The following is a 21704-nucleotide window of genomic DNA, read 5'->3' as shown; positions in this document are numbered from 1 at the left end:
CCAGGTAGTCTCCCGGCATGCTGCGCTTCCCCGGTCAGGGCCCCCGCGACTCCGACGACGTGGTCATCGGCCCGCTGGATCTCACCGCGCGCGTCGACGAGGCGCTCGCCGTGCAGGCGCTCGCCTTCGGCCTCGGCGCCGACGAGATCGCCGTACGACGTCAGATCGTGCTGCGCCACCTCACCTTCCCGGGAGCCCACGCGCTCGGCGCCACCACCGTCGACGGACGGCTCGTCGGCTTCGTCTACGGCATGCCCAACGACCGCGCGCACTGGTGGTCCACCGTCGTCGAACCGTATCTGCGCGGCCGGGGCCACGACGGCTGGCTCGACGACTCCTTCGTGATCACCGAACTGCACGTCCACCCGCGCTTCCAGAACCGGGGTGTCGGCCGAGCCCTGATCACCACCATCACGGACACCGCGGCCGAACCCCGCTCGATCCTCTCCGCGATCGACATCGACAGCCCGGCCCGCGGCCTGTACCGCTCCCTCGGCTACGAGGACCTCGCACGGCAGGTCCTGTTCCCCAGCGCACCCAAGCCGTACGCCGTGATGGGCGCCCCGCTTCCCCTGCGACACCGCTAATGGATTTCCGGGGACGGCCGCTGCCCGGATAACCTCCAGACATCACCCTTACGCAGCAGGAGTCGAGAATCATGGCCCAGGTCCAGCGCATGTCCCGTTTGATGGTCAAGACATTGCGTGACGACCCCGCGGACGCGGAGACGCTCAGCCACAAGCTGCTGGTCCGCGCCGGCTACGTACGGCGCAACGCCGCGGGCATCTGGACCTGGCTGCCGCTCGGCAAGAAGGTCCTCGACAACGTCTCCCGGGTGGTCCGCGAGGAGATGGACGCGATCGGCGCCCAGGAGGTGCTCCTCCCGGCCCTGCTGCCCAAGGAGCCCTACGAGGCCTCGGCCCGCTGGGAGGAGTACGGCGACCTCCTCTTCCGCCTCAAGGACCGCAAGGGCGCCGAGTACCTGCTCGGCCCGACGCACGAGGAGATCTTCACCCTGGTCGTGAAGGACCAGGTGGCCTCGTACAAGGACCTGCCGGTCATGCTCTACCAGATCCAGACGAAGTACCGCGACGAGGCCCGCCCGCGCTCCGGCGTGCTGCGCGGCCGCGAGTTCCAGATGAAGGACTCGTACTCCTTCGACATCACGGACGAGGGCCTCGCCGAGTCCTACAAGCTGCACCGCGAGGCGTACCAGAAGATCTTCGCGCGCCTCGGTCTCGACTACCGCATCGTGTCCGCCGTCTCCGGCGCCATGGGCGGCTCGGCCTCCGAGGAGTTCCTCGCTCCCGCCGCCGCCGGTGAGGACACCTTCGTGGACTGCCCGGCCTGCGACTACGCCGCCAACACGGAGGCCGTGACGTTCAAGCTCACGCCCGTGTCCGCGGAGCACGGCGCGGTCGAGGAGCTGGACACCCCCGACACCCCGACCATCGAGACGCTCGCCGAGCACCTCGGCGTGCCCGCCTCCGCGACCCTGAAGAACCTGCTGGTCAAGGTCGACGGCGAGATCGTCGCCGTGGGTGTCCCCGGCGACCGCGAGGTCGACCTCGGCAAGCTGGGCGAGCACCTCGCCCCGGCCGTCGTCGAGCTCGTCACGGCCGAGGACTTCGAGGGCCGCGACGACCTCGTACGCGGCTACGTGGGCCCGCAGGGTCTGGAGAAGGTCCGCTACATCGCCGACCCGCGCGTCGCGCCCGGCACGGCCTGGATCACCGGCGCCAACAAGATCAACACGCACGCGAAGAATGTCGTCGCCGGCCGTGACTTCGAGGTCGACGACTACCTCGACGTCGTCGTGGTGCAGGCGGGTGACCCCTGCCCGGCGTGCGGCACCGGCCTCAAGATGGACCGCGCCATCGAGATCGGTCACATCTTCCAGCTCGGCCGCAAGTACGCCGACACCTTCGGTCTCGATGTCCTCGGGCAGCAGGGCAAGCCGGTCCGCGTGACCATGGGCTCGTACGGCATCGGCGTCTCCCGCGCGGTCGCCGCGCTGGCCGAGCAGTCGGCCGACGAGCAGGGCCTGTGCTGGTCCAAGGAGGTCGCTCCCGCCGACGTGCACGTGGTCGCCGCGGGCAAGGCCCTCCAGACCGAGCTGGCGCTCGACGTGTCCGAGAAGCTCGGTGCCGCGGGTGTCCGCGTCCTGGTCGACGACCGTGCCGGCGTCTCCCCGGGCGTGAAGTTCACCGACGCGGAGCTCATCGGCGTACCGACGATCCTGGTCGCCGGCCGCCGCTCGGCCGAGGGCGTCGTGGAGCTGAAGGACCGCCGCACCGGCGAGCGCGAGGAACTGACCGTCGAAGAGGCGATCGCCCGCCTGACGGCGTAGCCGTTCAGCCGACGGCGCCCCCACAGCTCCTCTCGCGAGGGGCGAGGGGCGCCGTCGGTCTTTTTCTCTCGGGCTGTTCTCCGCACCCGCAGCACATGACGGTCCGTCATGTGCCATGTGTCATAAGGGTCATGTGCCACGCGGGGAGGTGCGGCCCGGACAGAACCCGAGCGGGCGCCGCCGGCCGTGCGCCAGGGGATCCTCGAACTCGTCGAAGCCGAGAGCGAGTTGCGGTGCCAGGCGCCGCGCCCGCGACGCCTGGCACCGCAACTCGCCGCGTTGTCGGGCACGCCCAAGTACGCCCGGTACGAGGGCGACCCTCCGCCTTACGTTGCACGGCGCCAGACGCCGAGGCCTGATCCGACGCGAAGTGTCAGACAGGCCCTAGAGCCAGCCGGCGAACTCCAGGAGGAGTTCGGCGTCGCGGAGGCGGCCGACCCGGCCCGCCCGGACACCCGACTCGACGGCGCGGAACAGGGTCCAGCCGCGCAGCCGTTCCTGGTCCACGTCCAGGGACTCGGCGAGCCGCTTGACCCGGCGCCGGGTGATCGACGGCCCCGAAGGCGACGCGATGAGGTCCTCCACCCGGTCGCGGACCAGCCGGGCCAGGTCGAATGCGCACTCACCGACCACCGGGTCCGGCCCCACGGCCAGCCAGGGCACGCGCTCCCCGGCGAGCACTTTGCTCTGCCGGAACGTGCCGTGCAGCAGCCGTGCCTCGGGCGGTCCGGCCAGCAGCTCGTCGCGGGCCGCGAGCGCCGCGTCGACCAGGGCCCCGACCTCGGCTCCGGTACCGGCCTCGGCCGCCGCCGTGGCCCGCATGGCCTCGGCCTGCCGCCCGGTGCGCTCCGCGACGGTCTCGAAGACATGGCCGGCGGGCGGCTCGACCCACAGCCGCCGCAGCGTCCCCGCCGCCTCCAGCAGGGCCTTCGCCTCGGGCAGCGACCGTACGGACATGTCCGGGTGCAGCCGCTCCAGCAGCAGGACGCCGTGGGTGTCGTTGCTGTCGTCCGGAGCGAGAAGGCGGACCGCGCCGCGGCCGTCCCAGTGGGCGAGCGCCGCTCGCTCGCTCTCCGGACGCGCCCGCTCGGGCGACAGCTTCAGCACGGCGGGCGTGCCGCCGGCCTGCCGCACCAGGACGACCAGACTGCTGCGCCCACCCGGTGCCTGCACCCGTTCCACGGTCAACTCGCGTAGATCGAGGGCCTGTTGGACCAGCTCGGGCAGTCTCTCCAGCCACTCGTCGGCCTCGTCGGCCCCCTCCGGCCCGCTCCGGCGGGTCTCGCCGAGCGCCCGAAGAAGGCGCTGCGGCGGTTCGAAGGCCATGCGCGAGTCCATGCGCGGGATGTTCCCTTCCAGGTTCCAGGTCGCGTTACGTCGGCGAGGGCGCCGTTGCGGACGGAGTGGGAGTGGCGGACGGGTTGCCGGCCCGCTCGGCGAGCCCAGGGAAGGCTACGCTCTCGCCGCTCCAGCGCACCGCACGGACTGCGGCCTCCCGCAGCGCCCCGGCCGCCATGCGCCGCCGGTCGCCCGTGGCGGCGCGTACGAGGTCGGAGTACACGTCGGCCACCCGCTCCTCCAGCTCGGCCGCGAACCGTATGGCCGTGGCGGTGTTCGTCACGGGGAACGGCAGCATGTACGCGGCCGACGCGGCCTCGGGTGTGCCGCCCATGTCCTTCACCGCCCGCGCCAGTTCGTCCCGGCGTGCCCGATGGGCGTCGTACCCCGACCGGGCGTCCGGCTGCCGGGCCTCGCCGATCCGGCCGCCGACGACACCGTAGCCGTAGACGGCCGCGTGCTCGGCGCCCAGCGCGGCCTGCAGGGCCTTGAGCTCGGCTTCCTCGGTCTTGTTCCGCTTGCTCACTTCGCCGCCTTCGTCAGCAGAAACGCGTGGGCCGCACCGGCCGCCGCCACCGAGGCGAGCAGTCGGGCGAGCTCGCCGGGAACCTCCACAAGTGCCTGCGTCCGTTCGTCCGCGAGCGCCAGTTCGGCGGAGGCGAGGTCGGCGAGCGCGTCCTTGGGCCGGGCCGCCACACCGGGGGAGGCACTGACCGAAGCCGAAGCCGAAGCCGAAGCCGCGCTCGACGCCGACTCCGACGCGGAAACCGACGGAGACCCCGACGGGGACGTGGACGGAGAAGCCGACGAGGAGGGCGAGGGCGGAGAGACGGACGGGGACGCGGACGCCCCCGCGCTGCCGCCTCCGAACGCCTTCACGTGCCGGACCACCTCCGCCCGCAGCGGGCCGAGCCGCTCCGCAAGGTCCGGATGGGCGGCGATCACCGCGGTGTACCGGTCGGAGAGCGTCATGCTGTCGCGGGCGGCACGCGCGCGGGCCCGGTCTGCGGCCGAGGGGCTGCCGCCCGTCGTGTCGCTGGACGGCTCGGGAGCGGAACAGCCCGCGAGCGCGAAGGCGCCCGCGGCGGCCGCGAGCAGGGTCCTTCGGCGCGGACCCGACGGGGTGCGCGACGGCAGGGGGAACGACACGGCAGACGTCCTCGGAGGGCTCGTACGAATGTATGGGCGAGCTGCCCGTGATCACGGTACCCGCGCATGGGCCGATCACCTCCCAGCGGCTCTCCTCCATCTGTCTCCGGGGCGATTTCGCGGAGGCCCTCCGGCACCCGTCGGCGCGAGCGCGCCCGCTCCGGTGGACGGCAACACCCTCCGCGACCGGATACCCTTTGAGCTGACACGCGACCAACCCACAACAGCACACGCGGCCGAGGAGTCACCCGGATGAGCACGACCCAGAGCGAGAGGCTGCGAGAACTCCTGGATCCGCTCGTGAGCTCCCAGGGCCTCGATCTTGAAGAGATCGAAGTGGAGACCGTAGGTCGCAAGCGTGTTCTGCGCGTCGTCGTGGATTCGGACGAAGGTGCCGACCTGGACGCGATCGCCGATGTGAGCCGCGCGCTCTCGGCGAAGCTCGACGAGACGGACGCGATGGGTGCGGGTGAATACACCCTCGAAGTAGGAACCCCCGGTGCCGAGCGCGAGCTCAAGGAGCACCGCCACTACGTACGCGCCACCGACCGCCTGGTGAAGTTCCAGCTGGCGGACAACGAAGAACTGCTCGCCAGGATCCTGCGGGTCGAGGACGACGGTCTGGATGTCGAAGTGCCGGGCGTGAAGGGGCGCAAGCCCACCGCCAAGCGGCTCGCCTTCGCGGACATCGTCAAGGCCCGCGTCCAGGTCGAGTTCAGCCGCAAGGACAAGAAGGAAGAGGAGGCGTAGCCGTGGACATCGACATGAGTGCCCTGCGGGGTTTGGTACGGGAGAAGGAGATCTCCTTCGACCTGCTGGTCGAGGCGATCGAGTCGGCCCTCCTCATCGCCTACCACCGCACCGAGGGAAGCCGCCGGCGCGCGCGCGTGAAACTCGACCGGGAGACCGGCCATGTGACCGTGTGGGCGAAGGAGGACCCCGAGGACCTGGAGGAGGGGCAGGAGGCGCGCGAGTTCGACGACACCCCGTCGGGGTTCGGCCGGATCGCCGCGACCACCGCCAAGCAGGTCATCCTGCAGCGCCTGCGGGACGCCCAGGACGACGCGACCCTCGGCGAGTACGCGGGCCGCGAGGGCGACATCGTCACCGGTGTGGTCCAGCAGGGCCGCGACCCGAAGAACGTGCTCGTGGACATCGGCAAGCTGGAGGCCATCCTGCCGGTGCAGGAGCAGGTCCCCGGCGAGAACTACGAGCACGGCCTGCGCCTGCGCTCGTACGTCGTACGGGTGGCCAAGGGTGTCCGCGGTCCGTCCGTGACCCTGTCCCGCACGCACCCCAACCTCGTGAAGAAGCTCTTCGCGCTGGAGGTGCCGGAGATCGCCGACGGTTCCGTCGAGATCGCAGCCATCGCCCGCGAGGCCGGCCACCGCACGAAGATCGCCGTGCGGTCCAACCGCAGCGGTCTGAACGCCAAGGGCGCCTGCATCGGCCCCATGGGCGGCCGGGTGCGCAACGTGATGGCCGAACTGAACGGCGAGAAGATCGACATCGTCGACTGGTCGGACGACCCGGCCGACATGGTGGCGAACGCGCTCTCCCCGGCCCGTGTCTCCAAGGTCGAGGTCGTCGACCTCGCGGCCCGCTCCGCGCGCGTGACGGTCCCCGACTACCAGCTGTCGCTGGCGATCGGCAAGGAGGGCCAGAACGCCCGCCTCGCCGCCCGCCTCACGGGCTGGCGGATCGACATCCGTCCGGACACCGAGCACCCCGCCGAGCAGCGCGGGGAATAGAGCGGGAATAGATCCGGCCCACGGATCGCTTACATCACGACAACAACCGTTCGATTCTTGCCCCAAAGGGGTGAGGTCGGTACGGGGAGGTAGACTTAAGAGTGTCTGGCCGGACGCGAGCCCGCGCATGCCCTGAACGCACCTGTGTGGGGTGCCGGGAGCGAGCGGCCAAGAGAGACTTGCTGCGCATCGTGGCGGTCGAGGGTGAATGTGCCCCCGATCATCGCGGTACGCTGCCCGGCCGGGGTGCGTACGTGCATCCCGTTCTGGACTGTCTCGATCTGGCGGTCCGCCGCCGGGCGATCCCACGGGCGCTGCGCGCTCCGGGACCGCTCGACACGGCGGCGTTGCGCGTCTACGTCGAGCAGGCAAACCCGTAAGAAGCGTCGTGCGGAACCCCCGTGCGGCCCTGGTATTCCGCGAGTTGGAAGTAGGTCGAGATTGCGATGAGCACTCGATGAGCACGCGATGAGTACGCCCATGAAGTAGCGACGGTCCGGACGCAAACCCGGACCTAAAAGGAGCGAAGTGGCTAAGGTCCGGGTATACGAACTCGCCAAGGAGTTCGGCGTAGAGAGCAAGGTCGTCATGGCCAAGCTCCAAGAACTCGGTGAATTCGTCCGTTCGGCGTCCTCGACCATCGAGGCGCCCGTCGTACGCAAGCTGACAGATGCCCTCCAGCAGGGCAACGGTGGCGGCAAGCCCGCCCCGCGCAAGGCTGCCCCGGCCAAGCCGGGTGCCCCCTCTCCGGCGCAGACGGCCCGTCCGGCCGCCCCGCGCCCGCCGGCCCCGAAGCCGGCCGCGGCCGAGAAGCCCGCGGCTGCTCCGGTCACCCCGGCCGCCGCGGGTCCGCGCCCGACCCCGGGTCCCAAGCCGGCCCCGAAGCCCGCTCCGGCGGCTCCGGCTCCGGCCGTGCCCGAGTTCACCGCGCCGCCGTCGGCGCCTGCCGCGCCGACGACTCCGTCGACGTCCTCGGCTCCGGCCGCGGGTCCCCGTCCGGGCGCCCCGCGTCCCGCCGGCCAGGCTCCGCGTCCCGGTGCCCGTCCGGCCGGTGGTCCCGGTCAGGGTGGTCAGGGTCGTGGCGACCGTCCCGAGCGCGGCGACCGTCAGGGCGCCCCGCGCCCCGGCGGCCAGGCTCCGCGTCCCGGCGCCCGTCCGGCCGGTCCCCGTCCGGGCAACAACCCGTTCACCTCTGGTGGCTCCACCGGCATGGCGCGTCCGCAGACGCCCCGTCCGGGCGGTGCCCCGCGTCCCGGTGGCGCCGGTGCCCCCGGTGGTCCGCGTCCGCAGGGCGCGGGCGGCCAGGACCGTGCTCCGCGTCCCCAGGGCGGTCCCGGCGGCGCTCCGCGTCCGCAGGGCGGTCCGGGCGGTGCCCGTCCCACTCCGGGCGGCATGCCCCGTCCGCAGGCCCCGCGTCCCGGCGGCGGTCCGGGCGGTAACCGTCCGAACCCCGGCATGATGCCTCAGCGTCCGGCCGCGGGCAGCCCGCGTCCCGGCGGCGGCCCCGGTGGCCGTGGTCCCGGTGCCGGTGGCGGTCGTCCCGGTGGTCCCGGTGGCGGCGGCGGTCGTCCGGGCGGCGGTTTCGCCGGTCGTCCGGCCGGTCCCGGTGGTGGCGGCGGCGGTTTCGCCGGTCGTCCCGGTGGTCCCGGTGGCGGTGGCGGCGGTTTCGCCGGTCGTCCGGGTGGTCCCGGTGGTGGCGGCGGCGGTCGTCCCGGCTTCGGCGGTCGTCCGGGTGGTCCCGGTGGCCGTGGTGGCACACAGGGTGCGTTCGGCCGTCCCGGCGGTCCGGCGCGTCGTGGTCGCAAGTCGAAGCGGCAGAGGCGCCAGGAGTACGAGGCCATGCAGGCCCCGTCGGTCGGCGGCGTGATGCTGCCTCGCGGCAACGGACAGTCCGTCCGCCTGTCGCGCGGTGCGTCCCTCACCGACTTCGCGGAGAAGATCGGCGCCAACCCGGCGTCGCTCGTCGGCGTGATGATGAACCTCGGCGAGATGGTCACTGCCACGCAGTCCGTCTCCGACGAGACGCTGAAGCTCCTCGCGGACGAGATGAACTTCGTCCTCGAGATCGTCAGCCCCGAGGAGGAGGACCGCGAGCTGCTCGAGTCCTTCGACATCGAGTTCGGCGAGGACGAGGGTGGCGAGGAGTTCCTCGTCGCGCGTCCGCCGGTCGTGACCGTCATGGGTCACGTCGACCACGGTAAGACCCGACTGCTCGACACCATCCGCAAGACGAACGTCGTTGCGGGCGAGGCCGGCGGTATCACGCAGCACATCGGTGCGTACCAGGTCACGACCGAGGTCAACGACGAAGAGCGCAAGATCACCTTCATCGACACCCCGGGTCACGAGGCGTTCACCGCCATGCGTGCCCGTGGTGCGAAGTCGACCGACATCGCGATCCTCGTGGTGGCGGCCAACGACGGTGTGATGCCCCAGACGATCGAGGCGCTGAACCACGCCAAGGCGGCCGACGTGCCGATCGTGGTCGCGGTCAACAAGATCGACGTCGAGGGTGCCGACCCGACGAAGGTGCGCGGTCAGCTCACCGAGTTCGGTCTGGTGGCCGAGGAGTACGGCGGCGACACGATGTTCGTCGACATCTCCGCCAAGCAGGGTCTGAACATCGACGCCCTGCTGGAGGCCGTGGTCCTCACCGCGGACGCCTCGCTCGACCTGCGGGCCAACCCGGAGCAGGACGCGCAGGGTATTGCGATCGAGTCCCACCTCGACCGTGGCCGCGGCGCCGTCGCGACCGTCCTGGTCCAGCGAGGCACCCTGCGGGTCGGCGACACCATGGTGGTCGGCGACGCGTACGGCCGTGTCCGAGCGATGCTCGACGACAAGGGCGAGAACGTGGAAGAGGCGGGTCCCTCGACTCCGGTCCTCGTCCTCGGTCTCACCAACGTCCCGGGCGCCGGCGACAACTTCCTGGTTGTCGACGAGGACCGCACGGCGCGTCAGATCGCCGAGAAGCGCGCGGCGCGTGAGCGCAACGCCAACTTCGCCCGCCGGGGTGTCCGGTTCTCCCTGGAGAACCTGGACGAGGCCCTCAAGGCCGGTCTGGTGCAGGAACTCAACCTCATCATCAAGGGCGACGCGTCCGGTTCGGTGGAGGCTCTCGAGTCCTCGCTGCTCCAGCTCGACGTCGGCGACGAGGTCGACATCCGTGTCCTGCACCGCGGTGTGGGTGCGGTCACCGAGTCCGACATCAACCTGGCGACCGGCTCCGACGCCATCGTCATCGGCTTCAACGTCCGCGCTGCGGGCCGCGCGGCGCAGATGGCGGAGCGCGAGGGCGTCGACGTCCGGTACTACTCGGTGATCTACCAGGCCATCGAGGAGATCGAGGCGGCCCTGAAGGGCATGCTCAAGCCGGAGTACGAGGAGGTCGAGCTCGGCACGGCGGAGATCCGCGAGGTCTTCAAGTCGTCCAAGCTGGGCAACATCGCCGGTGTCCTGGTCCGCTCGGGCGAGGTCAAGCGCAACACCAAGGCGCGACTCGTCCGCGACGGCAAGGTCATCGCGGAGAGCCTCAACATCTCCGGGCTGCGTCGCTTCAAGGACGACGTCACCGAGATCCGCGAAGGGTTCGAGGGCGGTATCAACCTCGGCAACTTCAACGACATCAAGGTCGACGACGTCATCGCGACGTACGAGATGCGCGAGAAGCCGCGCTCGTAAAGCGGTTCCCAGGCTGGCCGGCGGTGAGCAGTCACCGCCGGCCAGCCTGGCTTTTACCGGATCACGCAATTCCCCGCGTCCCTCTTCGGGGCGCGGGGAACTGTGTGACCGGCCCCGGCCGGTCACCGATCGGGCGAACGACCCGGGGCCCGGAAACCCCGTCGAGCGAGCCGACGGTTCGTTGTACGGTTCTGATGTCCCTGCCAAGTGCATTGGCAGGCCATCTATCCCGTACCGGCGGGACATCCGGTTACACATGTATGTGGGGACGCTGTCCTTCGATCTGCTCCTCGGCGATGTTCACTCGCTCAAGGAGAAACGCTCTCTCGTCCGGCCGATCGTCGCCGAACTCCAGCGGAAGTACGCGGTGAGTGCCGCCGAGACGGGCAACCAGGACCTTCACCGCAGGGCAGAGATCGGCCTGGCGGTGGTCTCCGGGGACACGACGCACCTGACCGACGTACTGGACCGGTGCGAACGGCTGGTCGCGGCGCGACCGGAGGTGGAACTGCTGTCGGTACGGCGCAGAGTCCACACAGACGAAGACTGACGAAACAAGCAAGGCGAAGAAGGAGACGGACCAGTGGCCGACAACGCGCGGGCGAAGAGGCTGGCGGACCTCATCCGAGAGGTGGTGGCCAAGAAGCTGCAGCGCGGGATCAAGGACCCGCGGCTCGGCACTCACGTCACCATCACGGACACCCGGGTCACCGGGGACCTCCGGGAGGCCACCGTCTTCTACACGGTGTACGGGGACGACGAGCAGCGTGCCGAGGCGGCCGCGGGCTTGGAGAGCGCCAAGGGCGTGCTCCGCTCGGCCGTCGGCGCGGCGGCGGGCGTGAAGTTCACGCCGTCGCTGACGTTCGTCGCGGACGCCCTGCCGGACACCGCCAAGACCATCGAGGACCTGCTCGACAAGGCACGGGCCTCGGACGAGAAGGTGCGCGAGGTCTCGGCCGGCGCGTCCTTCGCGGGTGACGCGGACCCGTACAAGAAGCCGGGCGAGGACGACGAGGACGACGCGGCGGAATGACGCAGAAGCCCAGCACGCCCGACGGGCTTGTCATTGTCGACAAGCCGTCGGGCTTCACTTCGCACGACGTGGTCGCCAAGATGCGCGGTATCGCCAGGACGCGCCGGGTCGGCCACGCGGGCACCCTCGACCCCATGGCGACGGGTGTGCTCGTCCTCGGGGTCGAGAAGGCCACCAAGCTCCTCGGGCACCTCGCGCTCACCGAGAAGGAGTACCTAGGCACGATCCGGCTCGGCCAGAACACGCTGACCGACGACGCCGAGGGCGACATCACCTCCTCGACGGACGCCTCCGGCGTGAAACGCGACGCGATCGACGCCGGGGTCGCCAAGCTGACCGGCGCCATCATGCAGGTGCCGTCCAAGGTCAGCGCCATCAAGATCAAGGGCGTGCGCTCCTACAAGAGGGCGCGCGAGGGCGAGGAATTCGAGATCCCGGCCCGCCCGGTGACCATCTCGTCGTTCGCGGTGTACGACATCCGTGACGCGGTCGCCGAGGACGGCACCCCGGTGCTCGACCTGGTCGTCTCCGTCGTCTGCTCGTCCGGGACGTACATCCGGGCGATCGCCCGCGACCTCGGCGCGGACCTGGGCGTCGGCGGTCACCTCACCGCCCTGCGCCGCACCCGCGTCGGCCCCTACAAGCTGGACTCCGCGCGCACCCTCGACCAGCTCCAGGAGGAGCTGACGGTGATGCCGATCGCGGAGGCGGCCGCGGCCGCGTTCCCGCGCTGGGACGTGGACACCAGGCGGGCCGGGCTGCTGCTGAACGGCGTCCGGCTCGACATGCCCGACGAGTACGCGGGCAAGGGCACCGTGGCGGTCTTCGACCCCGAGGGCCAGTTCCTCGCGCTGGTCGAGGAGCAGAAGGGCAAGGCGAAGAGCCTGGCCGTCTTCGGCTGAGGTTCCCCGCGCGCACGTCCGGCGCGGCGGCCGGGTGGACGCTCCGACCGTGGAGCGGCGATCACGGGGTCTCGTGCCCGCCGCTCCACGGTCCCCCCTCGGCTCCCCCACCCAAGGGTGTATATCCATCCGACCTCGCGTATTCACCCCATCGGGCAGGCGCTCGGAGTGAACCGAGGGAGTAGAAGGGGGCGCGTTCGCCCCACGATCTGTCCCGCTGATCACCTCGCCCCCTACCTTCGGAGAAGGAGCGCGGCGGGGAGGTTCGAGTATGGCGGCGCGAGGCCCGCGGACCGGGAACGAAGAGGCGGCGGACGGCGCCGGACAGACGGGGGACGAGGTCCTCGTACGCGTCTGCGACCTGGCGGGCCGTCCACGCGGCACGGGATTCGCGGCCGACCATCACGGCACCGTGATCACCGGCCACGAGGCCGTCGACGGCCTGGAACGACTCGTCCTGCACGCCCCCGGCGACCGCACCTGTGTCGTGACCGCCGACGCCGTCACGCCGCTGCCCGACGTCGGTCTGGCCCTCGTACGCACCGAAGGTCTCGGCCTCGGCCCGCTCCCCGTCACCGTGCGGGACCGCGTCGCGACCGGTACGTACGTCCGGATCGCGGCGGGCGGCTGGCGCGAGGCGCGGGTGCTTGGTTCCTCCGCCGTGACGTACCCCGCCACCGGCCGCAGCCATCTCCTGTGCGGCGCACTGGAGTTGGCGATCGGCACGGCGGGCGCGGACGCGCTGCGGCCGGGCGGCGGAGCGGCCGGGGGACCGGTCCTCGACGTCGGCACCGGCGCCGTGGTGGCGGTCGTCGGCACCGCCCTGCGTCCCCGGACCCCGGACGGCACCGGGCCGGGGGAGACTCCGGCGGGCCATCGGGCGCCCGGCTTCGCCGTCCCCCTTCGGGGTACCCCGGGGCCGCTCGCCGACCTGCTGGCCCGCAACGCGGCGACCGTGCCCGCGTACGGCGCCGATCTGAATCTCGCGGGCGCCCTGGAACTCACCGCGACCTCGGTGGGCTCGGACGGACCCCGCCCACCGGTCCCGTCCGGGGCCGCGGGCACGGACCCCGGAATCGTCGAACGGGTCGATGTCATCAGGGAGTTCGCGGCGTTCGAGAGCGGCCCGGCCGTCGTCCTCGGGCTCGTCGGCCCGCCCGGCAGCGGCCGTACGACGGAACTGGCCGCCACCGCCGCCCGCCGCCTGCGGGGCCCCGAACCGGCACCCACCCTGTGGCTGCGCGGCGCCGACCTCCGCGCCGACGACACCTCGGTGGCGGACGCGGCGACGCGCGCCCTGGAGCGCGCCGGGCGGATCGTGGCCGCGTCCCGGCAGAGCCCCGGGGCGACCGGGGCGGAGGCCGCGCCGCGGTCCGCGGACGAGGGTGTGCTGCCCCCCGAGGGCTACGGCGGCGAACTGGGCGACATCGGTCCGGACCGGCTGGCCCGGCTGGCGCGCTCCACCACCCGGCCGCTGCTGCTCCTTCTCGACGGCCCCGAGGAGATGCCACCCGAGCTCGCCCACCGGCTCCCCGCCTGGACCGAGGGAACGGCCGCCTGGCTGACGGAGACCGGCACACGACTCGTGGTCGGCTGCCGGGCGGAGTACTGGGAACGGGCGGGGGCGGAATTTCCGGCGGAGCTGCTGCACCGGCCGTCGGCGTACCCGGGTGGGCAGCCCTCGCCGGAGGCCGACGCCGACGGCCTGCCCGCCTGTGTGCGGCTCGGCGATCTGACCGAGGAGGAGGCCCGGCGGGCCCGGTCGCGTGCCGGGATTCCGGAGGGCACCCTCGTGCCGGCCGACGCCCGCCATCCCCTGGTGCTGCGGCTGCTCTCCGAGGTACGGGCCGCGCCGGTGGACCTACCGGCCGAACGGCTCGACCGCGACGACGTGTTCGCCGCCCACCTCGACCTGATGTGCCTGCGCGTCGCGGTCCGGCTCGCCGCGGCGAACGGGTTGCGCGGCACCGCCGTGCGCCGACTCGCCGCCCGGGTCTGCGGCCAGGTGCACGAAGCCGCCCGAGGCTGTCTGGGACCCGGGCAGGGCCAACTGCACCGGGAGTCCTTCGAAGCCGTCTTTCCCTGGGGCCCCGCCCCGGGACGCCTCGCCGGCATCACCGGCTGGGCGCCCGCCGTTCTCACCGAGGGACTCCTCGTCCCGGTCGGCGACGGTTACCGCTTCGCCCACGAAGAGCTCGCCGACTGGATCCAGGGCACCCACCTCGACCTGGACGCGGCACTGCACAGCCTGGTCCACGGCAGGCCCGCCGCACCCGACAACCGCCCCGGGCGTACGGGGACCACCGTGCCCGGCCGTCGGCACGCCCGCCGCGCCCGGTCCACAGGGCCTGACTCCGCGACGCCCGACTCCGGGGCGGACACCGTTCCCGTCCCACGCCACAGGATCGGCCCCGTCATCGAGACCATGCTCCTGCTGGCCCGTCAACAGGGCACCGCCGAACTGACCCTCCGCCTGGAGGATCTCGTCCACGCGGTCGACGGTCTGCTGCCCGAGGCCCCGGACCGCCTCACCGCCCCGCACGGCGCAGCCCCGTCCGGCGCCCCGCACGGCGCCCAGCCCGGCGTCGCGCACAGGGCCCCGCTGGGCGACCCCCTCTGGTGGGCCACTCGCCTCTGCACCACCGTCCTGCTCCGGGTGCCCGACGCGACCCCGTACATCGGCGTGCTGCGGCTGCTCACCGAGCGGATCGTGGCGTGGCGGCAGCAGGGCAGGGCCGTGCCGGAGGAGTTCGGTCCGGCGTTCTGGGTGGCACTGCCCGTACCGGACGCGGAACGCTTCGACCTGCTCAGGCGCCTGGTGGTCGCCGACCCCCGCCGGGCCCCGGCGACCGAACCCCCGGACCCCGGCGAGGCATCCGCCGTCCCGCGCTGTCTCGACACCGTCTCCCGTCTCCTCAAGGCCGACCCCACCGCCGTACAGCGCCACCTCACGCGCTGGTTCGAGGACGAGCGGTCGCTGCCCGCGACGCCGGACGCGACCGTGGCGACGGCCGCGCAGGCGCTGCTGTACGCGCACCGGCGGCGGGCGCCGGACGATCTGGCCGAGTCCCTGGTGGCCTGCGCACACCCGCGGGGCGACGAGCTGCTGGCCGTGCTGGCCGAGGAGGAGCCGTCGCCCGTGTGCCGGGCGGTGGACCGGTGGGCGCAGGACGAACAGCCGGTGCGGCGCGTGGCCGCGGTCGCGTACGGGCTGCGGGCGGCGCCCTTCGCGGGGACCCCGGCCGACCGCGAGCTGCTGCGGCACGCCGCTCTCGCTCTGCTCGCCCGTCCCGCCGACCGCACACTGCATGGCGGGGCGCTCGGCATCCTCGTACGGGATCCGCTCACGCGTGCTCTCCACCTGCCGCAAGCCGTGGAGCGCTTCGCGGTCGGCGACCCACGGCTGCCCCCGAGCGCGTTGGCCGCCGCACTCGCCACCCATCCCGAGCCCGTGCTCACCGCTTTCCGCGACCGGCTGCGGCGGCTCGGCCCCGACACGGCCGAGCTGCTGAGCTCCCTCGCCGACGTCACCGCGTCGGCGTCGGCCCGCCGAATCGCCGCGCTGGTGCAGGAGACCGTGGAACTGTGCCCCGGAGCCGCCGCGTACATGGCGGCGTACGTGGACCGGCGCCTCGACCGCGGGAGCACCGCCCAGACAGTACTGTTTCCCCTGGTCAGCGGTCTGTTGGAGGGCTGTGGCGCGCCGGTGCGGACGGCGCTCGCCCAGGTCCTCGCGACGCCGGGAGACAAGGAGTCGGCCCCGCTGCGGCGTGAGCTGCTCGATCTGCTGCTGGCGCACGAGCGGGATCCGGTCGTTCTCGTCACCGTCCTGAGGGCCGCCGCCGACGGCCTCGACCGGCGAGGCGAGGAGCCCACCCGCGAACTGGTGAACCGCGTCGGCCTTCTCCTCGTCCGCACACCGGCCGGGGCCACCTGCTTTGACCGAGCTCTGGTCGACCTGGCCCGGCGCTTCCCGGGCTTCGCCACCCCGGTCGCGCGCTGGCTGACCGATACCCCCGGGGAGTGGTCCGCCATGGTCGACCCCAGCACGCGCCGCATGATCGACAACCTGGCAGGGGCCAGGGTTCCCATCTGAAGGGGCCCGCGCGCGGCACTCCGCACCGCACACCGCGGCCGCGGCGCTGAGCGATCGGTCACAGCCCGATGCCGATGCAAGCCGAGAGCACACGGCATGGCACCCTTAGAGCTGCGAATAAGGCAATCACGGACACGGGTTCGACAAGGAGCGGTCACAGTGCAGCGCTGGCGTGGCTTGGAGGACATCCCCGAGGACTGGGGGCGCAGCGTCGTCACCATCGGTTCCTACGACGGGGTGCACCGCGGACACCAGCTGATCATCCGGCATGCCGTGGACCGCGCCCGTGAACTGGGCGTCCCCTCCGTCGTGGTCACCTTCGACCCGCACCCCAGCGAGGTGGTCCGCCCCGGCAGCCACCCCCCGCTGCTCGCCCCGCACCATCGCCGCGCCGAACTGATGGCCGAACTGGGCGTGGACGCCCTGCTCATCCTGCCGTTCACCACCGAGTTCTCGAAGCTGTCGCCCGCCGACTTCGTGGTGAAGGTGCTGGTCGACAAGCTGCACGCCAAGGCCGTCGTCGAGGGCCCCAACTTCCGCTTCGGCCACAAGGCCGCGGGCAACGTCGACTTCCTGCGCGAGCAGGGGGAGACGTACGACTTCGAGGTCGAGGTCGTGGACCTCCATGTGTCCGGCGAGGCGGGCGGCGGCGAGCCGTTCTCCTCGACTCTCACCCGGCGCCTCGTCGCCGAGGGAGATGTCGAGGGCGCTCGCGAGATCCTCGGGCGGCCGCACCGCGTCGAGGGCATCGTCGTCCGCGGTGCCCAGCGGGGCCGCGAGCTCGGCTTCCCCACGGCGAACGTCGAGACCCTCCCGCACACCGCGATCCCGGCCGACGGCGTCTACGCCGGCTGGCTGCACGCGCAGGGCGAGGCGATGCCCGCCGCGATCTCCGTCGGCACGAACCCCCAGTTCGACGGCACCGAGCGCACGGTGGAGGCGTACGCCATCGACCGCGTCGGCCTCGACCTCTACGGCCTGCACGTCGCCGTCGACTTCCTCGCCTTCGTCCGCGGCCAGGCCCGCTTCGACTCCATCGAGGCACTGCTGGAAGCCATCACCGACGATGTGAAGCGCTCGCTGGCACTGATCGAGGCGTATGACGGGGAATAGTCCCCCTCGGTCCGTCAGTCCCGCTGTCGATCAGCGGCGATCCCCGGTACGCGAAAGCCCGCACCGTCCGTGAACGGTGCGGGCCCGAGCGGGAATCGGCCCCTCGACGGGGCCGATCGCGTTACTGCTGAGGGGGCGCCGGAGGCGGCGGGGTCTGCCCCGGGTTCGGCTGGTACGGCTCGTAGGGTTGTCCGGGCTGGAACTGCTGACCCGGCTGAGGCGGCTGCGCCTGCGGGTAGCCCTGTCCCGGTGCCTGCGGGTAGGCCTGTCCCGGCTGCTGCGGGTAGGGCTGTCCCGGCTGGGCGTAGGGCTGGCCGGGCTGGGGCTGCTGCGGAGCCTGACCGGGCGCGGGCTGTCCCGGAACCTGCTGCCCCGGAACGTACTGGCCGGGAACCTGCTGCCCGGGCACGTACTGGCCCGGCATCGGCGGCGCGGCCACCGGCGGCGGGTTGCCGTCGTTCGTCCACAGCCCGTGCGACTGCTGGTGCCGCGCGATGTCCTCGGCGACCATCGCGGAGAGGTTGAAGTACGCCTCCCGCACCTTGGGGCGCATCATGTCGAGGTCGACCTCGGCGCCCGCGGACAGATGCTCGTCGAACGGCACGACCACGACACCGCGGCAGCGTGTCTCGAAGTGGCTGACGATGTCCTCCACCTTGATCATCTTGCCGGTGTCGCGCACTCCGGAGATGACGGTGATGGACCGCGAGACGAGGTCCGCGTACCCGTGCGCCGAGAGCCAGTCCAGCGTCGTACTGGCACTGCTCGCCCCGTCCACCGACGGCGTCGAGATGATGATGAGCTGGTCGGCGAGGTCGAGCACCCCGCGCATGGCGCTGTACAGCAGACCCGTACCGGAGTCGGTCAGGATGATCGGGTACTGCTTGCCCAGGACGTCGATCGCGCGGCGGTAGTCCTCGTCGTTGAAGGTCGTGGACACGGCCGGGTCGACGTCGTTGGCGATGATCTCCAGTCCGGAGGGCGCCTGGGAGGTGAACCGCCGGATGTCCATGTACGAGTTGATGTACGGGATCGCCTGCACGAGGTCACGAATGGTGGCGCCGGTCTCGCGACGCACCCGGCGGCCGAGCGTACCGGCGTCCGGGTTGGCGTCGATGGCGAGGATCTTGTCCTGCCGTTCGGTGGCGAGCGTGGAACCGAGCGCGGTGGTCGTGGTCGTCTTGCCGACACCGCCCTTGAGGCTGATGACGGCGATCCGGTAGCAGGAGAGCACCGGAGTCCGGATCAGCTCCAACTTCCGCTGCCGCTCGGCCTCTTCCTTCTTCCCGCCCAGCTTGAAGCGCGACGACGCGGCGGCCGGACGACCGCTCTTGGCCTTCTGCCTCTTGTTGTTGAGCAGCCGGTCGGAAGAGAGCTCCACCGCCGCGGTGTACCCGAGCGGGGCCGCACCGGGATTGGTCGGCTGCCGCTGATCGTGCCGCACGGGCTGCGGCCAGGCGGTACCGGTCCGCGGGTCGACAGGGGCGGCGGGCTGCTGCTGTACGGGAGGGAGGCCCGGCTGGTGCGGAGGCTGCGGCTGCGGGCTCTGCGCCTGGTCCGGCGCCGGATACGGCGGGGCCGCCTGTCCCGGGGCCGGGGGCTGCTGGTGCGGCTGCGCCAGGTCGTAACCGGGCTGCGGGGCGGCCGAGTTGGCCGCCGGCTGCGGGAATCCGTAGCCCTGCTGAGGGACGGGACCGGGAGCCGGGGCGTGCGGCGGCCCGGCGTCCGGCACAGCCATGGGCGTGCCGGGCTGCGGGAACCCGTAGCCGGGAGCCTGCGGGGCGGCAGGCTGGGCCGGCTGCTGGTCCTGGGGCGGGGTGTTCTGTTGCGGGAACCCGTAGCCGGGAGCGGGCTGGACGGGTGGCTGCTGGTCCTGGGGCGCGGTGTTCTGCTGCGGGAACCCGTATCCCGGAGCGGGCGGGACGGGTGGCTGCTGCCCCGGGGCGGGAGCGTTCTGCTGCGGGAACCCGTAGCCGGGAGCCTGCGGGGCGGCAGGCAGGGCCGGCTGCTGGTCCTGGGGCGGGGTGTCTTGCTGCGGGAACCCGTATCCCGGGGCTTGGGCGGGCGGGGCCGCCGGGGCCGGGGCGGGCGTCCCGGGCTGCGGGAAGCCGTAGCTGCCCTGCGGGGCGGATGCCTGGTCCGGGGCGCCGGACTGGCGGAACCCGTAACTCCCCTGCTGCGGCGGAGCCGCTGCGGGCGCCTCGGCTGCCGGGGCCGGCGGTACCGACGCCGGCGGTACCGAGGGCTGGGCCTGCGGCGGAGCCGGCACGGCGTTCTCGAATCCGGCCGGCTGTACGGGCGCGGGTCCCTGCGGCGAACCCGCAGTTGCGGGCGCACCAGGAGAGGGCCACGCCGACGACACGGGCTGCGGCGCCGGAGGCTGGAAGGGCTGGCCGGGCGCGGGGGGCTGGAAGGGCTGGCCGGGGGCGGGCGATTGTGCCGCCGGATGGTGGAAGGGCCGGCCCGGTGAGGGTGCGGGCGCGGGGGGCTGGAAGGGCCGGCCCGGCGCCGGTGCGGACGGCGGCTGCTGCGGCAATGGTGCCTGCTGCGGCACCCGGTCCTGCGCGGCCGGTGCGGGCTCCATGGAGGCGGGCCACTGCGGGGCCGGTGCGGGTGCCGCGGGCTGGTAGGCGGGCGGCAAGGGCGGCAGTCCACCCTGCGGGAGCGGTGGCGGAGCCCAGGCGGGGGGCGTGTCCTGCACACCCGCGGGCTCCTCCGGCCGGACCACGGGCACCGCGTCCTGGGGCTCGCTGTCCTGGAAGGAGTCGTCCTGCGGCTGGAACCCGTCGGCCACGGGGGCATCGCTGTCCGTGCCGACCTCGTCGTCCGTGGAGCGCGACTCCACGACCTCGGCGACCTCGCCCTCGACTTCGGCGGAGGCAGCGCTCGGTTCCTCGTCGGACTCGGCACCCGGCGAGGCGACGACGGCGTCGTCGGACGTGACGGCTTGGTCCGCCACCGGTACGTCGGTCACGCTCGCGCGCTGAGAGGCGGCCTCCAGGGACTGGTAGGCGAGCACGGGATCGACGACGGGCTCGGGCTCGCGCGCGGCCACGGGCTGGAGCTGTGCCATCTGCTCGGACTGGACCACGTGTTCGGACTGGACCAAGGAGCCGGGCTGGACCAAGGCGTCAGGTTCGACCACGGCGTCAGGTTCGACCACGGCCTCAGGTTCGACCACGGCCTCAGGTCCGACCGCGGCTACGGGCGCGTTCGGGGCCTCGGTCTCGTCCTCGTCCTCCACCACACCGCCGTTGCCCCGGCCGCCGTCTTCGGCGCCGGACTCGCTGTCGCCCTCGGCCTCCGCTCCCTCATTCTCGGAGCCGACCGCGGTCACGGGAGCATCCGCGACCGCGTCCTCGGACTCCGTGGCCTCGGCGACCGCCCGTTCCGCGATCTCACGCTTCAGCGCGACAGCGGAGAACCGCATGGTCGCGCCGCTTTCCAGGTCCCCGCTCCCGGAATCCGGTTCGTCGGAAGCGGAAGCGGAAGCGGAAGCGGAAACGGAGTCGGAAGAGGCGAGTGGAGCGGCGTTCGGCGCGACCGGCTCGGCGACGGGAGCCGGGAGATCGGTGGGCGTCCACGGCGCCTGGAACCCACCCACGGGAAGGTTCGGCAGAGCAGTCGCGCCACCGGCGTCCACGACGGGCGCCACGGCCGGAGCCTGAGGCTGCGCGACGAGGGGTTGCGCGACGGCCGGCCGGACCGCCTCGGGGCCGGCCACGGGCGCCGAGCCGGCGGCGGCAGCCGCCGGAACGTCCGAAGCCGCCGGATCACCCGAGTCCATCGGGCTCTCCGAAGTCGTCGAGGCGCCCGCAGCTGCCAAGTCCTCCGGCTCCTCCGACTCCTCCGGCTTCTCCGGGCCTTCCGAGTCCCCCGAATCGCCCGCTCCGTGCGAGTCGCCCGTGCTCCCCGAATCCCCGGCACCGCCCGAGGCGTTCTGCGTGTACCAGGCGGGCGGCGCGTAGTCGATGGTGAACTCGCCCGTCGTCTCGACGGCGGACTCGGCGTCGGACTGGTCATCGCCGGGCGTCGCCCAGCCCCCGCGGATCCCGTCCCGATCGCTGTTCACAATTCCTCCTGGTGTGGTCGAGCACCCTCAAGTCGTGCCGGGGCGACCGTCTACTTGTCGTCCGTTGACGTTCACGGACGACCGAGGCCGCCCGAAGTCCGTACGAGGTCGTCCGAATTGACCGGCTCCCCGGGTAACGCGCGCCACCCGTCCACGGGTTCAGGCGTCGCGCCCCGTCCCAGCCTAATCACCATGACTGTCCGCAGGGCAGGCCTGTCC

Annotated in this window: 15 protein-coding genes; 11 read left to right on the top strand and 4 right to left on the bottom strand. The window is 72.4% G+C overall.

The annotated features are described in order from the left end of the window. The first annotated feature begins 17 nt into the window (after nucleotides 1-17). Together ACZ4N5_RS25780 and ACZ4N5_RS25775 are read left to right on the top strand one after the other, a co-directional pair. The gene (locus tag ACZ4N5_RS25780; RefSeq protein WP_467759429.1) at nucleotides 18-587 is read left to right on the top strand and encodes a GNAT family N-acetyltransferase; all 570 of its coding nucleotides are present in this window, start codon (nucleotides 18-20) and stop codon (nucleotides 585-587) included. 71 nt (nucleotides 588-658) lie between these two features. Beyond that, nucleotides 659-2350 carry a proline--tRNA ligase gene (locus ACZ4N5_RS25775; RefSeq protein WP_467759428.1) on the top strand — a complete coding sequence of 564 codons (1692 nt, stop codon included), beginning with the start codon at nucleotides 659-661 and terminating at the stop codon, nucleotides 2348-2350. Nucleotides 2351-2734: 384 nt separating this feature from the next. On the opposite strand, the gene ACZ4N5_RS25770 is transcribed toward ACZ4N5_RS25775, so the two are convergent. From ACZ4N5_RS25770 to ACZ4N5_RS25760, 3 genes are read right to left on the bottom strand one after another with little or no spacing between them, the layout of a single operon-like run. Next, nucleotides 2735-3676 carry an aminoglycoside phosphotransferase family protein gene (locus ACZ4N5_RS25770; RefSeq protein WP_467759579.1) on the bottom strand — a complete coding sequence of 314 codons (942 nt, stop codon included), beginning with the start codon at nucleotides 3674-3676 and terminating at the stop codon, nucleotides 2735-2737. Nucleotides 3677-3722: 46 nt separating this feature from the next. Continuing rightward, entirely contained in the window at nucleotides 3723-4214 is a 492-nt protein-coding gene (locus ACZ4N5_RS25765; protein ID WP_467759427.1) for a ferritin-like domain-containing protein, read from the bottom strand. Continuing rightward, entirely contained in the window at nucleotides 4211-4837 is a 627-nt protein-coding gene (locus ACZ4N5_RS25760; protein ID WP_467759426.1) for a hypothetical protein, read from the bottom strand. Before ACZ4N5_RS25760 ends, ACZ4N5_RS25765 begins: the two co-directional genes overlap by 4 nt. 252 nt (nucleotides 4838-5089) lie before the next feature. Here ACZ4N5_RS25760 and rimP point away from each other — a divergent pair, with 252 nt between their 5' ends. The 9 genes from rimP (at nucleotide 5090) to ACZ4N5_RS25715 (ending at nucleotide 17413) form a co-directional block, all read left to right on the top strand. Further along, the gene (gene rimP, locus ACZ4N5_RS25755) at nucleotides 5090-5587 is read left to right on the top strand and encodes a ribosome maturation factor RimP (RefSeq protein WP_261708020.1); all 498 of its coding nucleotides are present in this window, start codon (nucleotides 5090-5092) and stop codon (nucleotides 5585-5587) included. 2 nt (nucleotides 5588-5589) lie between these two features. Beyond that, nucleotides 5590-6588, top strand: coding sequence for a transcription termination factor NusA (gene nusA / locus ACZ4N5_RS25750; RefSeq protein WP_355842116.1), 999 nt, complete (start codon nucleotides 5590-5592; stop codon nucleotides 6586-6588). A 101-nt stretch (nucleotides 6589-6689) separates the two neighbouring features. Beyond that, nucleotides 6690-6968 carry a YlxR family protein gene (locus tag ACZ4N5_RS25745; RefSeq protein ID WP_467759425.1) on the top strand — a complete coding sequence of 93 codons (279 nt, stop codon included), beginning with the start codon at nucleotides 6690-6692 and terminating at the stop codon, nucleotides 6966-6968. A 148-nt stretch (nucleotides 6969-7116) separates the two neighbouring features. After that, entirely contained in the window at nucleotides 7117-10269 is a 3153-nt protein-coding gene (gene infB, locus ACZ4N5_RS25740; protein WP_467759424.1) for a translation initiation factor IF-2, read from the top strand. Between the two features lie 256 nt (nucleotides 10270-10525). Next, complete coding sequence (locus ACZ4N5_RS25735) at nucleotides 10526-10819, top strand: DUF503 domain-containing protein (RefSeq protein ID WP_351123437.1); 294 nt, start codon at nucleotides 10526-10528, stop codon at nucleotides 10817-10819. 33 nt (nucleotides 10820-10852) lie between these two features. Continuing rightward, entirely contained in the window at nucleotides 10853-11302 is a 450-nt protein-coding gene (gene rbfA / locus ACZ4N5_RS25730) for a 30S ribosome-binding factor RbfA (protein WP_467759423.1), read from the top strand. Further along, on the top strand, nucleotides 11299-12204 hold the full coding sequence (gene truB / locus ACZ4N5_RS25725; RefSeq protein ID WP_467759422.1) for a tRNA pseudouridine(55) synthase TruB: 906 nt from the start codon (nucleotides 11299-11301) through the stop codon (nucleotides 12202-12204). Before rbfA ends, truB begins: the two co-directional genes overlap by 4 nt. A gap of 271 nt (nucleotides 12205-12475) precedes the next feature. After that, on the top strand, nucleotides 12476-16300 hold the full coding sequence (locus ACZ4N5_RS25720) for a serine protease (protein ID WP_467759421.1): 3825 nt from the start codon (nucleotides 12476-12478) through the stop codon (nucleotides 16298-16300). A gap of 159 nt (nucleotides 16301-16459) precedes the next feature. Further along, the gene (locus tag ACZ4N5_RS25715; protein ID WP_467759420.1) at nucleotides 16460-17413 is read left to right on the top strand and encodes a bifunctional riboflavin kinase/FAD synthetase; all 954 of its coding nucleotides are present in this window, start codon (nucleotides 16460-16462) and stop codon (nucleotides 17411-17413) included. A 121-nt stretch (nucleotides 17414-17534) separates the two neighbouring features. On the opposite strand, the gene ACZ4N5_RS25710 is transcribed toward ACZ4N5_RS25715, so the two are convergent. Continuing rightward, nucleotides 17535-21485, bottom strand: coding sequence for an SCO5717 family growth-regulating ATPase (locus ACZ4N5_RS25710; RefSeq protein ID WP_467759419.1), 3951 nt, complete (start codon nucleotides 21483-21485; stop codon nucleotides 17535-17537). Between the last annotated feature and the right edge of the window lie 219 nt (nucleotides 21486-21704).

It is taken from the genome of Streptomyces sp. NPDC026500 (genome assembly GCF_055567635.1).
This window is presented reverse-complemented; position numbering and strand designations above follow the sequence as displayed.